This window comes from Saccharopolyspora gloriosae (assembly GCF_022828475.1).
Taxonomy (GTDB): domain Bacteria; phylum Actinomycetota; class Actinomycetes; order Mycobacteriales; family Pseudonocardiaceae; genus Saccharopolyspora_C; species Saccharopolyspora_C gloriosae_A.
Genome location: NZ_CP059557.1, coordinates 5,044,944 through 5,057,310, shown reverse-complemented (window position 1 = coordinate 5,057,310; position 12,367 = coordinate 5,044,944). Strand labels below are relative to the sequence as shown.

Genomic DNA, 12,367 nt, shown 5'->3' with positions numbered 1-12,367 from the left:
TTTCCCTCGTGGCGGAGCCACTTGGGAAAAAGATCCCGCAGCGAGAGACCAACTGAGGTTCCGCCACCCGGACACCCACACCAAAACGACCGGGTGAACAGTCACACCATCCGATCGTCGAAGGTGCCTCGGCTGTATTGCTGGAGTGCTTGGCGGACTCGGCGGCCTTCTTGGCGGCGGGCGATCGGGCCGCCCGCCGCGCCGATCGGGAACACCCGCACGCCGCCGTGGTACGGCCGGGTCGGGTTCCAGATCCGCCATCTCTGGCCGGGGGAGCCGGGGCGGGACCACACGGTCACGGACTGCCGCTTGCCGCTGCCGACGATGGCGACGCGGCTGACCTGGCTCCACGGGATCTCCCTGGCGAGCCCGGCGCGGGATACCCGCAACCCTTCACCGCTGATTTTGAGCCGCAGGCTCGGCAGCAGTGCCTTGCCCAGGGAGAGCGTGCCGCTGACGGCCAGCAGCACCATGCCGAATTGGGCCAGCGCCCATATCTCCGAGTCCCAGATGCCGGACCGGCCGACCTGGTAGGCCAGGTAGATCAGCCCGAACATGATCGCCGCGGACAGCAGCGCCGCGGTTCGGCCGCCGACTGCGAAGACCGGGCCGGGGCCGCCCGCGCGGACCCGTTCGACGGGCGGCGTCGGCCGGGAGGGCGCGATGCGGGCGGGCGCGGCGGTGCCGGGGCCGGGTTGCTGCGCGGTCGGTTTCGGCCGCGACGGGATGATCGGCTTCGCGGGCGCGGCCGGGGCGGCCGACCAGTCCGAGCCGCCGCGCTGAGTTCGCGGTGGCGGCTGGGCTTCCGGGGCGGCGGGTGCGGCGACGGGCGGAGCCGCTTCGGAGGCCTGTTTGAGGTGCGAGGTGTGTTCGGTGATCACGGCGGTGATCTCGGCGGGCAGCCAGCTGTCGTTCTGCGGTGAGGATTCGCCGACTTGGTCGAGCAGCGCGGCGGGGCTCGGCCGGTCACCGGGGGCTTTCGCCAGGCAGGATCCGATGAGCGTCCGCAACCCGTCGGGCAGCGAGCTCAGGTCGGGTTCGTTGTGCACGACGCGGTACAGCATGGCGGCGGTGTTCTCGTTGCCGAACGGCCCGGCGCCGGTGGCGGCGAACATGAGCACCGCGCCGAGGGAGAACACGTCGCTGGCGGGTCCGACGTCGCTGCCGACGGTCTGTTCGGGGGAGAAGAAGCCGGGGGTGCCGAGGAAGATCCCGGTGGCGGTGAGGTTGCTGCTGCTCATGGCCCGCGAGATGCCGAAGTCGATGACGCGCGGCCCGTCGGGGCCGAGCAGCACGTTGCCGGGTTTGAGGTCGCGGTGCACGAGCCCGGCCCGGTGGATGGCGCCGAGCGCCTCGGCGAGACCGGCGGCGAGGGTGCGCACCGTCTGCTCGGGTAGCGGTCCGTGGTCGGCGACGGCCCGGTGCAGGGTGGGGCCGGGTACGTATTCGGTGGCCAGCCACGGCTGCTGCGCCTCGGTGTCGGCGTCGATGACGGTGGCCGTCCAGAACCCGCCGACGGAGCGGGCCATGTCGACTTCGCGGCGGAATCGTTCGCGGAACTCGCCGTCGTCGGCGAGCTCCGGACGTACCACTTTGATCGCCACGCCGCGGCCGCCACGGGAGCGTGCGAGGTACACGGCTCCCATCGCGCCCCCTCCGATCCGCGCGAGTAGCCGGTAGTCACCGACTCTGTCCGGTTCGCTGGCCAGCAGCGGCTGCACGTCTCGTCCCCCTCTGGATTACTGCGGTGGCCCTGTCGAGCTTACGGAGGTCGTGGTTGCGGCGTTCGCGGATGTCGCAACCGCCGTTCGCGTGCAACGATCGGTAATCGGTTTCTTGGCGTCGCTGCAAGCCTTTCGAGCTTGTGATGTTGTGAGTATGCTCCGGCGCACCGCTGCGGCGGGCGATCGATGAAGATCGAGGGAGGCGGCGTGTCGCAATCCTTGCAATCCGGGTCGGATGATGCGGGTTCGGTGCAGCAGCGTGCAGTGGTTCGGCTTTCCGGTGTGAGCAAACGATTCCCCGGCGTCGTCGCGGTGTCCGATGTGGACCTCGACGTGCGGGCCGGTGAGGTGCACGTGCTGGCCGGGGAGAACGGTGCGGGCAAGTCGACGTTGATGAAGCTGGTGGCGCAGGTGGAGCCGCCGACGTCCGGCCGGATCGAGGTCGACGGCGAGCAGGTCACCTATCAGGGTCCGGCTTCGGCGCGGCGCCTCGGGATCTCGATGGTGCACCAGGAGTTCGCGCTGGCCCCGGACCTGTCGGTCGCGGAGAACTTGTTCATCGGCCACGAACCCGGCAGCGGCGGCTGGATTTCGCGCACCGAGGAGCGCCGAGCGGCCCGCGACCTGCTGGAGAAAGTGGGGCTGCGGGTCGATCCGGGCAGGCGGGCTGGCCGGCTGTCCACCGCCGAGCAGCAGCGGGTGGAGCTGGCGAAGGCGCTGGCGGTGCAGGCGAAGGTGCTCATCCTGGATGAGCCGACGGCGACGCTGACCGAGCGCGAGACCGAAGAGCTTTTCGGCATTGTCCGGGAACTCACCGCGCAGGGCATCGGCGTGCTCTACATCTCGCACCGGCTGGACGAGATCTTCGAGATCGGTGATCGGGTCACGGTGCTGCGCGACGGCGCGGTGGTGGCGACCCGCCCGGTCGCGGAACTCGACGAGTCGCGGCTGGTGACGCTGATGGTGGGCCGCGATGTGCAGAACCTGTATCCGCGCACCTATTCGGAGCCGGGCGAGGTGCGGCTGAGCGTGCGCGGCCTGAGCCGGGGCGACGTCGTGCGCGACGTGTCCTTCGAGGTGCGCGCCGGGGAGATCGTCGGCATGGCGGGCCTGGTCGGGGCGGGCCGCACGGAGCTCGCCAGGTCGGTGTTCGGTGCGGAACCGCCGGATGCGGGCGTGGTCTCGCTCGACGGCGCGCAGCTCAAGATCCGCGGCCCGGCGGACGCGATCGCCGCGGGCATCGGCTACCTCACGGAGAGCCGCAAAGCGGACGGGCTGGCGCTGCAACTGGGGCTGGACAAGAACATCACGCTGGCGAAGCTGCCGATGGTGGCGGGAATGATCGACCTGGGCGCGGAGCGCCGCATCGCCGAGAAGGAACGGGACCGGCTCAACATCCGGGTTCCGTGGATGGGCAGACCGGTGCAGGCGCTGTCCGGCGGCAACCAGCAGAAGGTGGTGCTGGCGCGCTGGTTGCAGACCGAGGCGGAAGTGCTGTTCTTCGACGAGCCCGGTCGCGGCATGGACGTCGGCGCGAAGTCGGAGATGTTCAGCCAGCTCGACGCGCTGGCCGCGCAGGGCAAGGCGATCGTGCTGATCTCCAGCTATCTGCCGGAGTTGCTGAACATGTGCGATCGGATCCTCGTGCTGCGCGAGGGCCGGATCACGGGTGAGGTCGAGCGCGCGGAGTTCTCGGAGGAACGCGTCGTCGCGCTCGCTACCGGAGCGAAGGAGGGCCAGTGAGCGACCAGTCGGGGAAGGACGAGGACGCCACGCCGGAAGGCGGTGGCGGTGCGGCGACCGCGACGAAGGCATCGAACGGGTCCGGCGGCGGGCTGAAGGATCGGTTGTCGGGCGCGGTCTCGCAGGTGGCGGCGGCGGGCGCGCTGATCGTGGTGTTCGTGGGCCTGTCGATCGTGGCGCCGTCGTTCCTGACGGCGGACAACCTGTTCAACCTGGGGTCGCAGACTTCGGTGAACGCGGTGATGGCGGTCGGCGTCACGCTGGTGATCATCACGGGTGGCATCGACCTGTCGGTGGGTTCGGTGGCGGCGTTGTCCGGGGTGCTGGGCGTGATGCTCATGGCGGACTTCGGCTTCCACCCGCTGCTGGGCATCCTCGGCGGGATCTTGGTCGGCGCGGCCGCGGGCCTGGTCAACGGGCTGCTGGTGTCGACGGTGGGGTTGCCGCCGTTCATCGCGACGCTCGGCATGCTCAGCGTGGCGCGCGGCCTGGTGCTGATCGCGACGGGCGCGGTGGCGGTGTTCGGCGCACCGGAGTCGTTCCGGCTGCTCGGGCAGGGTGTGCTGGGGCCGATTCCGGTGCCGGTGCTGTTGATCCTGCTGGTGGCGGTGGCGGGGCACGTGGTGCTGACCCGGACCCGGCTGGGCCGCTACGCGTACGTGATGGGGTCGAACTCGGAGGCCGCTCGGCTCTCCGGCGTGCCGGTGCGCAAGCACACCACCTGGGTGTACGTGGTGGCGGGCAGCTTGGCCGGGCTGGGCGGCATGATCGCCGCTTCGCGGATCAATTCGGGCCAGCCGAACTTCGGCGAGGGCTTGGAGCTGGACGTGATCGCCGCGGTCGTGATCGGCGGCGCGAGCCTGTTCGGCGGGCGCGGCACGGTGTGGGGCTCGCTGATCGGCGCGTTCCTGGTGGCGGTGATCCGCAACGGCGCGGTGCAGCTGAACATCGGCACCTTCTACCAGAACGTGCTCATCGGCGTGATCATTTGGCTGGCCGTGTGGTGGGACTTCTACCAGCGCCGCAAGCTCGCCGGCGATGCCGGTTGAGCTCGGGAACGAGGGAGTTCGCTGCGATGAAGAAGGTGCTGCCACTGCTGTGCCTGACGGTGCTGCTGGTGTCGTCGGCGTGCAGCTTGGAGGTCCGCAGGCCGACCGGCGTCAACGCGCAGGAGGGCGACGCGATCCGGTTGGCGGTGATCCCGAAGGCGATCGGGTTCGACTTCTGGGAGCAGGTGCGGGTGGGCGCGGAGTGCGCGGCCACGAAGCACCCGAACGTCAACGTGCACTGGGACGGGGTGACTTCGGAGGACGATGTCAGCGGCCAGCAGAGCCTGTTGCAGGATTCGCTGGCGCAGGGCGTGCAGGGCCTGGTGTTCGCGGCGACGGACGCGAAGGCGCTGGCCGAGGTCACGAAGTCGGCCCGGCAGCAGGGCACGACGGTGGTGAACATGGATTCGGGCACCACGCCGCAGCCGCCGGAGGTGCCGGTGTTCGCGACGGACAACGTGGCCGCCGCCGAGCAGGGCACCCAGTTGCTCGCGGATCAGCTGGGCGGCCAGGGCGAGGTGGCGTTCATCGAGTTCCTGCCGGGCACCAGCACGAACGAGACGCGCGCGGAGGGTTTCCAGCGCGGGCTGGCGAAGAATCCGGGGCTGAAGCTGGTGGCGCGCCAGTCGTCGAACAGCGACTACAACACGGCGTTGCAGGTCACCCAGGACATCTTGACGGCGAATCCGAACCTGAACGGGATCTACGCGGGCAACGAGCCGAGCGTGCTGGGCGCGGCGGAGGCGGTGCGCCAGGCGGGCAAGCAGGGCGAGATCAAGATCATCGGGTGGGACACCTCGGAGGGGCAGATCGATTCGCTGCGGGAGGGCGTGATCACCGGTCTGATCGCGCAGAACCCGTTCAAGATGGGCTTCGCCTCGGTGAACTCGGCGATCACCGAGATCCGCGGCGAGCAGGCGGAGGCGCCGAACACGAACACCGGCTCCACGGTGGTCACGAAGGAGAACATGGCCACCCCGGAGATCCAGAAGCTGCTGAACCCGTCCTGCGCCGACCCGCCGCAGTGACTCCGCTCAGGCCGGGGCGGCGAAGTCGAACTCGCCGTCCTCGGCTCCGGCGGTGAACGCGGCCCACTCGTCGTGGTCGAAGCGCAGCGTCACCTCGGTGCGCAGTGCGGTGAGCGTGGTGTCGGTCCCGTCGCGGGTGGTGGTGACGACGCCGTTGTCGCTGGGTGAGCCGTGGCGGGCTTCCGATAAGAAGAGGTCCCAAGCGTCGTGCGGAAAGCTGATGGTTCCGGCTTCGTGATGCTTGCTGTGCCGGACCAGCACTTCTCCCTCTGCGGGGGCGACATCGACGCAGGACTCCCCATTGCTGCTGTAACTGGACGTTCGCCAGGCGAGTTGGGCGGTCGAATTCATCTCAGTCCTCCGTTCGCGTCCAGCGCGGCGATCCGCGCGCCGATCGCGTCCGCGGATTCGGATAACGACATGGCGGCGTCGCGCAATCTGTTCGAGGACAGAGCATACGTCGAGACCTGGTCCTGATCCTGTACGTAGATCGCGCCAGTGGGGTACTCGATGTAGCCGATGCTCCGGGCTTCGTCGAAGTCCAGCAACAGAAAATCGCCGTCCAGTCCATCGTGGACTGATGTGCGGGCGGACATCACGCGAAGCTCCACGTTCTCGTACCGCATGAGTTCGAGCAGGTGCGCTAGCTGGGCGCGCATCACACCGGGGCCGCCGACCGTCCGGTCCAGGACGTGTTCCTCGATCACCGCGCGGAATCGCAGTGGAGCGGTCGACTCGGTCAGCCGCTGGCGAGCCAACCGCGCTCGCACGACCTGGCCTGTTTCCATCGGTGGCACGCGCAGGTTGTTCTCCAGCAGCCCTTCGGCGTAATCCGCGGTCTGGAGTTGTCCGGGAATCACCAGGGACTTGTAGGTGAACGCCCTGGTCGCGAGACCTTCCAGCCCCACGAAGATCCGGAACCAGTTCGGCAGCACGTCGCCGAACGGCGCCCACCAGGTGTCCTGGTCGGCTCGGCCGGACAGCGAGGCCATCCGGTCCACGTGCTCGACTTCGGCGCCGTAGGCGCGCAGCAGGTCGGTGACCTGGCCGGGCTGCTGCTGGGTGCGCCCGGACTCCAGGTAATTGATCTTCGCCTGACTGCATCCGAGGACTTTGGCCGCTTCGATCTGCTTGAGCCCGGCGCGTTCGCGTGCCGCTCGGAGGTCGTGGCCGATGAGGAAGCGCAGCGCCGACGGGTCGGCTCGGCGGTCGACCACGGTGATTCTCCTTGTCTCGCAACGGGTTTCCGCTCGGCGCTCCGTCGAAGCGTCGAGCCACCCGAAGGTGTTATGGATCATGGCATATATGCAATGTACGTTCCGTGTCAGAACAATGCCACAGAGTAATCACGTGGTCCGACATTTCCGCACCGGCCTCCACCCGAGGCGAAACCGAACAGCCCGAGGAGGCGCACGCATGTCAACTGACTCGGCGGCATCACCGGCCCACGGGGACGGGCGGACGCATCCGCTCGACGACACGATCAGCCTGACCGACGCCCCGCCGCTGTGCGGCGAACAGGAATTCGCCGAGATCATGCGAGAGCTCGTCGCGATGGACACGCCCAGGCTGTTCGCGGTGGTGCAGGAGTACGGCGAACGGGTCGACGCCGAGGTCGCCGCGTGGGGCATGGCGTTCGAGGATCACGTGGAGGCGATCACCGTCGACGGCCGGCTGTGGATGAGTCTGGCCTCAGCCGAGGACACGCTCATCGGCTTCCGCCGGGCGACGGTGCGGCCCCACCTCATCTGGGCGGAAGGCCTCGGAAGCGACGGCGACGAGCTCGAACGGTGAGGTCGTGGCCGGTCGTTCCGGTACGGCCCCGAGGATGTGGCGGGTCGGGCCGTGCCCGCCGGAAACGGGCACGCCCGGGTCGGGCCTGCCGCGTTCCCGTGCGGTGTGGCGCCCACCGTTTAGGCGCCGCGCTCCTCCCGCAGGAAGGTGAGCGCGGTGTCGGCGTGCGAGGCCATGTTGAACTCGCTGCGCACCACTTCCAGCACTGTCCGGTCCGGGCCGATGACGAAGGTGTGGCGCTTCACCGGCAGCGGGCCGAAGCGGCGCTTCACGCCGAACTGGCGCGCGACGACGCCTTCGCGGTCGGACAGCAGCGGATAGTCGAACGAGTTGCTCTGCGCGAAGGTGGCCTGCTTGGCGACGGTGTCGGTGCTGATGCCGACGGGCTGCGCGCGGAGCTCGGCGAACTCCGCGGACAGGTCGCGGAAGTGGCAGCTCTCGGCCGTGCACCCGGAGGTCATCGCCGCCGGGTAGAAGAACAGCACCACGGTGCCGTTGCCGAGCAGCTCGGAGAGCTTGCGTTCGGTGCCGTGCTGATCGGGCAGGGCGAAGTCGTCGACGGTGTCGCCTGGGCGCATGTCCGGCTCCTTGATCGTGGCTGGCACGGCCACCTTAACCGGCGGTCTTCGACCTTGGTCACGTGCGCGGCGACGATCTGCAATCGAGGCCGCAGTTCGGTCTCGGCGAGTGCTCTCAGCGGATCTTTCCGGGCTTCCGGCCCGACGTCGCGTCGGTTTGCCGCCGTGGTGCGCCGGGTAGGGCACGACTGAGCGGTGAGGCACGAACGCCCGCCGCGTCGCCCAATCGGAGGTGCGAGAAATGACGAACCTGAACGGTGCCAAGGTCGCTTTCCTGGTGGCACAGGACGGCATCGAGCAGGTGGAGCTGACCGAGCCGTGGCAGGCAGTGGAGCAGGCGGGCGGCCGTCCGGAACTGGTCTCGCTGCAAGCCGGTTCGGTGCAGGGGCGGGACCACTTGGAGAAGGCGGACACGTTCCCCGTGGACAAGGTCGTCGCCGAGGTGACGCCGGACGAGTACGAGGCGCTCGTGCTGCCCGGCGGGTTGGCGAATCCGGACGCGTTGCGCCGGGTTCCGGACGCGGTCCGGTTCGCGGGCGAGTTCTTCGCGCAGCGGAAACCGGTCGCCGCGATCTGCCACGCCCCGTGGTTGCTGGTGGAGGCGGACGTGGTGCGCGGCCGCAGGCTCACGTCGTATCCGAGCCTGCGCACCGATCTGCGCAACGCGGGCGCCGAATGGGTGGATGAGGAAGTGGTCGTGGACTCGGGCCTGGTGACCAGCCGGAACCCGGGCGACCTTCCCGCGTTCTGCGCGAAGGTCGTCGAAGAGATCGCGGAGGGCAAGCACCGCGCGCAAGCGCGCAGCGCGTGAACCGGCGTGGCCGAGCAGAGGAGTGGCCGATGAAACTCGCGTTCCTGCAAGACGTCTACGGATATCAAGGGCCGTTCGCGACCGTGTACCTGGACACCTCGGCCGATGCGGAGGACGCGGCGAAGGCCGTGCAGCTGCGTTGGCGCTCGGCCCGGGAACAGCTCGCGAACGCGGGCGCGGACGAGCCGACGCTGCGCGCGCTCGACGAAACCGTGGACCGGCACGAGTACCGCATCGGCCAGCGCGGCCAGGTCCTGGTCGGCACCGGGGGCGAGGTGGTGTTCGGCGAGGAGTTGCCGCAGCCGCCGACCGACGCCTCCGACGACGAGAAGGTGCACTTCGGGACCCTGCCGCACCTGCTGCCGTACCTGCGGTTGCGGGCGTCGCGCATCCCGCACGTGGTGGCGCTGGTCGATCACGTCGAGGCGGAGCTGACGATCGTCGCGGCCGGTGCCGAACCGCGCACGCGCAAGGTGCAGGGCGGGGACCACCCGGTGCACAAGGCGAGCGCGGGACCAGAGGCGAACGAGCAGCGCCTTCAGAACGCGGTGGAGGAGCAGTGGCTGCACAACGCGAAGGAAGCGGCCGAGGAGATCGGCAAGCAGGCCATGCGGGTCGGTGCCGAGGTCGTGGTGCTCGCCGGGGATCCGAAGCAGCGCAAGCTGGTGCACGAGAACCTGCCCGGCGGCGTCCGGGAGCGCACGGTGCAGACGGAGACCGGCCACCTGGACCGCGGCTCCTCCGGCGAAGGTCTGCGCCGCGAAGTCGCCGACACCGTGGACTCCGCGGTGAGCGCCCACGTGGACGAGGCGGTGCGCCAGTTCGAACAGGAACGCGGCAGGCAGGAGCGTGCCGCTGAAGGCTGGCGTCCGGTGGTCGAGGCGTTGCAGCGCGGACAGGTGCGCACGGTGCTGTGGGGGCGTCCGGAGTCGGTGTCCTGGCTGCACGTCGGCCCGGTGCCGAACCAGGTCGCGCTGGACGAGCGGGAGCTCACCGACATGGGCGTGTCCAGTCCCGGCCAGGCCCCGGCCAGTGCCGCCGTGGTGTGGGCGGCGGCCGGTACCGACGCGGACCTGGTGCTGGTCGACCCGGACAAGGTGGAGCTCACCGAGGGGATCGGCGCGATCCTGCGCTACGCCGCCGAGTGATCGGATTCAGGGAGCGGAACATGACGACGACGCGCGAGACGTTGCAGAAGTCCCTGTCCGCCGTTGATTTCCCGGCGGACAAAGAACAACTGGTCGACTATGCCCGCAACAACGGCGCGGACGACGGCACGGTGAGCGCATTGCGGGCGATGCCTCCCGCGGAGTACGAGAACCTCACCGAGGTGGTGCGCTCCGTGCCGCTGGACAAGGCCGAGGAGGAAGGCCAGTCCGACTCGGACAAGGCCCGGCAGGATCGGCAGAACGTCCCGCCAGGGGTCGCCGAGCACCAGCGGCAGGCTCCGGTGAATCCGATCGAGGAGGAGCTGGGCGAGAACCGCCGCGGCGGTTGAGTTCTGCGATCGAGCTCGTGGCGGCGTTACCGTCCTGAGGGCACGTTCGATAGCCCGGCTCTCCCGCCGGGTCTCGACGTGATGGGCTCCTCATGGATGATTCCGATCGTTGGCAATGCACGCCCGTACGAGCCTTCCGGCTGCCCGCGTCGCTCGGCTGCCTGTTCCTGGTCCTGATGTTGTTCGGTGCTGCCTGCGGGTGGCCGGCCATCGGCGGCGCGCCGGCGGAAGGCGAGTCGACCCAGTGGTGGGGCTCCCGCACGGGATACCCGAAGCCGCAGCTGCACGAGCCCCGGCCGAGCACGGATCCGGCGGTGCGGGAAGCGGTGCGCCAGGTCGACGCGAAAGCCGGTGAACTGTCCGGCAGCACCGTCGCGGTGGCGGTGCTGGACCGCGAAACCGGTGAGGTCATCGGCGGTGAGCACGCCGACGAGCGGTTCGGCACGGCATCGTTGTCGAAGCTGCTGGTGGCGGTCGACGTGGCGCGGCGGCACACCGAGGGCATGCCGGTGGCGGATGCGGACGTCGACCTGATCCGCCGTGCGCTGTCGATCAGCGATGACGCCGCGATGAACGCGTTGTGGGATCGGTTCGACGGCGCGGGCGCGATATCGAGGCTGGCCGTCCGCTACGGGCTCACCCGGACCCGGCCGCCGGAGGTTCCGGGCAACTGGGGCGGTACCGAGACCTCCGCGCGGGACGTGGCGACGGTGCTGGCGCAGATTCCCACGTTGCCCGCCGCGGAGCGGGACCTGCTCCTCGGCCCGCTGGACGCGGCACCGCGCACGGCGGCGGAAGGCTTCGACCAGGGCTACGGCCTGAAGGACTCGACGCGTCCGGTGGCGGTGAAAGCGGGCTGGATGTGCTGCGACGACGGCCGCCGCACGGTCCACAGCGCCGGCCTGATCGGCCCGGACCGCCGCTACGCCGTGGCCCTGCTGTCCACCCAGCCCACCTCGAAGAGCTACTCGGAAGCCTCCGAGGTCGTCACCGAGGCCGCCGAACCCCTCCTCGACAACCTCGGCTGATTCGACCGCGTTGAACGGTTCGGGCTCGGGAAGGTGGGGGTTTCGCTACGCTGGCGTCTCGCTGACGGCTACGAGGGGATCGCACGGTGAAACGGCCCACCATCATCGACATCGCGCGTCACGTGGGCGTGTCGAAGGCCGCGGTGTCCTACGCCCTCAACGGCCGGGCCGGAGTGTCGGCGGCCACCAGGGAACGCATCCTCGACGTCGCCGCCCAGCTCGGCTGGGACGCCGCCGGTCCGGCGCGGACGCCCGCCGCCGACCGCACCGGCACGATCGGCCTGGTGCTGGCCCGTCCGCCGCAGGAGATCCGCGCCGAACCGTCGATGGTGAACTGGCTGGCGGGCATGGAGTCGGCGCTGGCCGAGTACGGCCTGGTGCTGCACGTGGCGCTGACCTCGGACGAGGACGCCGAACTCGGCACCTACCGCCAGTGGGCGGCGGAGCGCCGCGTGGACGGCGTGATCGTGACGGACCTGCGCCCCGAGGATCCTCGGGTGCCGTTGCTGCGCGAGCTGAACCTGCCCGCCGTGGTCATCGGCGAGCACGAGCGGACTCAGAACGTGGCGGTGCTGCGCTTCGCCCTGGTCGACGAGGTCCGTGCCGTGGTGGAGCACTTCGCGGAACTCGGGCACACCCGGATCGGTCACGTGCAGGGCGGTTTCGACCTGGAGCACACCCGGCGTCGCAACGCGCTGCTGCGCGCGTGGGTGCGGGAGCGGCTCGGAACCGACCTGGTGAAGGTCGAGGCCGATCCCACGGAAACCGGTGCGGCACAAGCCACTTGGCGACTTCTCGCCGCCGATCCGCCGCCGACGGCGATCGTCTACGACAATGACCTGATGGCGGTGGCCGCGGTGGCGCGGGCCGCGGAACTCGACGTCCGGGTGCCTGCTGATCTCGCGGTGCTGTCCTGGCAGGACTCGATGCTGTGCCGGGTGGTGACCCCGCCGGTGACGGCGTTGTCGCAAGAGGTCGGAGACGACGCGGCCGCGGCGGTGCACCTTCTGCTGGAGTTGATCGAGACCGGCGCCGCCGAGGACCTGGACGTCCCGCCGCGCGTGCTGATCCCGCGGGCTAGCACGGCGGGTGACTCCGGGTGAGCTGAGCACGG

Annotated in this window: 13 protein-coding genes; 9 read left to right on the top strand and 4 right to left on the bottom strand. The window is 69.8% G+C overall.

Going from position 1 to position 12,367, the window contains the following annotated elements; genetic code table 11:
• Positions 1 to 101: 101 nt before the first annotated feature.
• Positions 102 to 1,721: a serine/threonine-protein kinase gene (locus H2Q94_RS22030; protein ID WP_243789094.1), complete on the bottom strand. Its 1,620-nt coding sequence runs from the start codon at positions 1,719 to 1,721 to the stop codon at positions 102 to 104.
• Positions 1,722 to 2,006: 285 nt separating this feature from the next.
• On the opposite strand from H2Q94_RS22030, the gene H2Q94_RS22025 reads away from it, so the two are divergent.
• The 3 genes from H2Q94_RS22025 to H2Q94_RS22015 are packed head-to-tail and all read left to right on the top strand — an operon-like array spanning position 2,007 to position 5,544.
• Positions 2,007 to 3,467 carry a sugar ABC transporter ATP-binding protein gene (locus H2Q94_RS22025; RefSeq protein ID WP_243789093.1) on the top strand — a complete coding sequence of 487 codons (1,461 nt, stop codon included), beginning with the start codon at positions 2,007 to 2,009 and terminating at the stop codon, positions 3,465 to 3,467.
• A complete protein-coding gene (locus tag H2Q94_RS22020) occupies positions 3,464 to 4,516 on the top strand; it encodes an ABC transporter permease (RefSeq protein ID WP_243789092.1) in 1,053 nt (350 codons plus the stop codon). Before H2Q94_RS22025 ends, H2Q94_RS22020 begins: the two co-directional genes overlap by 4 nt.
• A gap of 26 nt (positions 4,517 to 4,542) precedes the next feature.
• Positions 4,543 to 5,544, top strand: coding sequence for a substrate-binding domain-containing protein (locus tag H2Q94_RS22015; RefSeq protein ID WP_243789091.1), 1,002 nt, complete (start codon positions 4,543 to 4,545; stop codon positions 5,542 to 5,544).
• Between the two features lie 6 nt (positions 5,545 to 5,550).
• Here H2Q94_RS22015 and H2Q94_RS22010 read toward each other — a convergent pair whose 3' ends face one another.
• Together H2Q94_RS22010 and H2Q94_RS22005 are read right to left on the bottom strand one after the other, a co-directional pair.
• Complete coding sequence (locus H2Q94_RS22010) at positions 5,551 to 5,895, bottom strand: DUF397 domain-containing protein (RefSeq protein WP_243789090.1); 345 nt, start codon at positions 5,893 to 5,895, stop codon at positions 5,551 to 5,553.
• A complete protein-coding gene (locus H2Q94_RS22005) occupies positions 5,892 to 6,761 on the bottom strand; it encodes a helix-turn-helix domain-containing protein (protein WP_243789089.1) in 870 nt (289 codons plus the stop codon). Before H2Q94_RS22005 ends, H2Q94_RS22010 begins: the two co-directional genes overlap by 4 nt.
• A gap of 199 nt (positions 6,762 to 6,960) precedes the next feature.
• On the opposite strand from H2Q94_RS22005, the gene H2Q94_RS22000 reads away from it, so the two are divergent.
• Entirely contained in the window at positions 6,961 to 7,338 is a 378-nt protein-coding gene (locus H2Q94_RS22000; protein ID WP_243789088.1) for a hypothetical protein, read from the top strand.
• A 119-nt stretch (positions 7,339 to 7,457) separates the two neighbouring features.
• Here the strand turns inward: H2Q94_RS22000 and H2Q94_RS21995 are convergent, their stop codons facing one another.
• Positions 7,458 to 7,916 carry a peroxiredoxin gene (locus H2Q94_RS21995; RefSeq protein WP_243789087.1) on the bottom strand — a complete coding sequence of 153 codons (459 nt, stop codon included), beginning with the start codon at positions 7,914 to 7,916 and terminating at the stop codon, positions 7,458 to 7,460.
• Between the two features lie 241 nt (positions 7,917 to 8,157).
• Here H2Q94_RS21995 and H2Q94_RS21990 point away from each other — a divergent pair, with 241 nt between their 5' ends.
• The 5 genes from H2Q94_RS21990 (at position 8,158) to H2Q94_RS21970 (ending at position 12,356) form a co-directional block, all read left to right on the top strand.
• Positions 8,158 to 8,727 (top strand): type 1 glutamine amidotransferase domain-containing protein, encoded by a 570-nt coding sequence (locus H2Q94_RS21990; protein ID WP_243789086.1) that lies wholly within the window; start codon positions 8,158 to 8,160, stop codon positions 8,725 to 8,727.
• A gap of 29 nt (positions 8,728 to 8,756) precedes the next feature.
• Positions 8,757 to 9,875, top strand: coding sequence for a baeRF2 domain-containing protein (locus tag H2Q94_RS21985; RefSeq protein WP_243789085.1), 1,119 nt, complete (start codon positions 8,757 to 8,759; stop codon positions 9,873 to 9,875).
• Between the two features lie 20 nt (positions 9,876 to 9,895).
• Positions 9,896 to 10,225: a DUF2795 domain-containing protein gene (locus H2Q94_RS21980; protein ID WP_243789084.1), complete on the top strand. Its 330-nt coding sequence runs from the start codon at positions 9,896 to 9,898 to the stop codon at positions 10,223 to 10,225.
• Between the two features lie 92 nt (positions 10,226 to 10,317).
• A complete protein-coding gene (locus H2Q94_RS21975; protein ID WP_243789083.1) occupies positions 10,318 to 11,253 on the top strand; it encodes a serine hydrolase in 936 nt (311 codons plus the stop codon).
• A gap of 86 nt (positions 11,254 to 11,339) precedes the next feature.
• Positions 11,340 to 12,356: a LacI family DNA-binding transcriptional regulator gene (locus H2Q94_RS21970; protein WP_243789082.1), complete on the top strand. Its 1,017-nt coding sequence runs from the start codon at positions 11,340 to 11,342 to the stop codon at positions 12,354 to 12,356.
• Positions 12,357 to 12,367 lie beyond the last annotated feature (11 nt).

Excerpts from the sequence above, each read along its gene's own strand:
- H2Q94_RS22015 (WP_243789091.1), top strand. The coding sequence starts at position 4,543 with ATGAAGAAGGTGCTGCCACTGCTGTGCCTGACGGTGCTGCTGGTGTCG.
- H2Q94_RS21995 (WP_243789087.1), bottom strand. The coding sequence starts at position 7,916 with ATGCGCCCAGGCGACACCGTCGACGACTTCGCCCTGCCCGATCAGCAC.
- H2Q94_RS21975 (WP_243789083.1), top strand. The coding sequence starts at position 10,318 with ATGGATGATTCCGATCGTTGGCAATGCACGCCCGTACGAGCCTTCCGG.
- H2Q94_RS22010 (WP_243789090.1), bottom strand. The coding sequence starts at position 5,895 with ATGAATTCGACCGCCCAACTCGCCTGGCGAACGTCCAGTTACAGCAGC.
- H2Q94_RS22000 (WP_243789088.1), top strand. The coding sequence starts at position 6,961 with ATGTCAACTGACTCGGCGGCATCACCGGCCCACGGGGACGGGCGGACG.
- H2Q94_RS21980 (WP_243789084.1), top strand. The coding sequence starts at position 9,896 with ATGACGACGACGCGCGAGACGTTGCAGAAGTCCCTGTCCGCCGTTGAT.
- H2Q94_RS21985 (WP_243789085.1), top strand. The coding sequence starts at position 8,757 with ATGAAACTCGCGTTCCTGCAAGACGTCTACGGATATCAAGGGCCGTTC.
- H2Q94_RS21990 (WP_243789086.1), top strand. The coding sequence starts at position 8,158 with ATGACGAACCTGAACGGTGCCAAGGTCGCTTTCCTGGTGGCACAGGAC.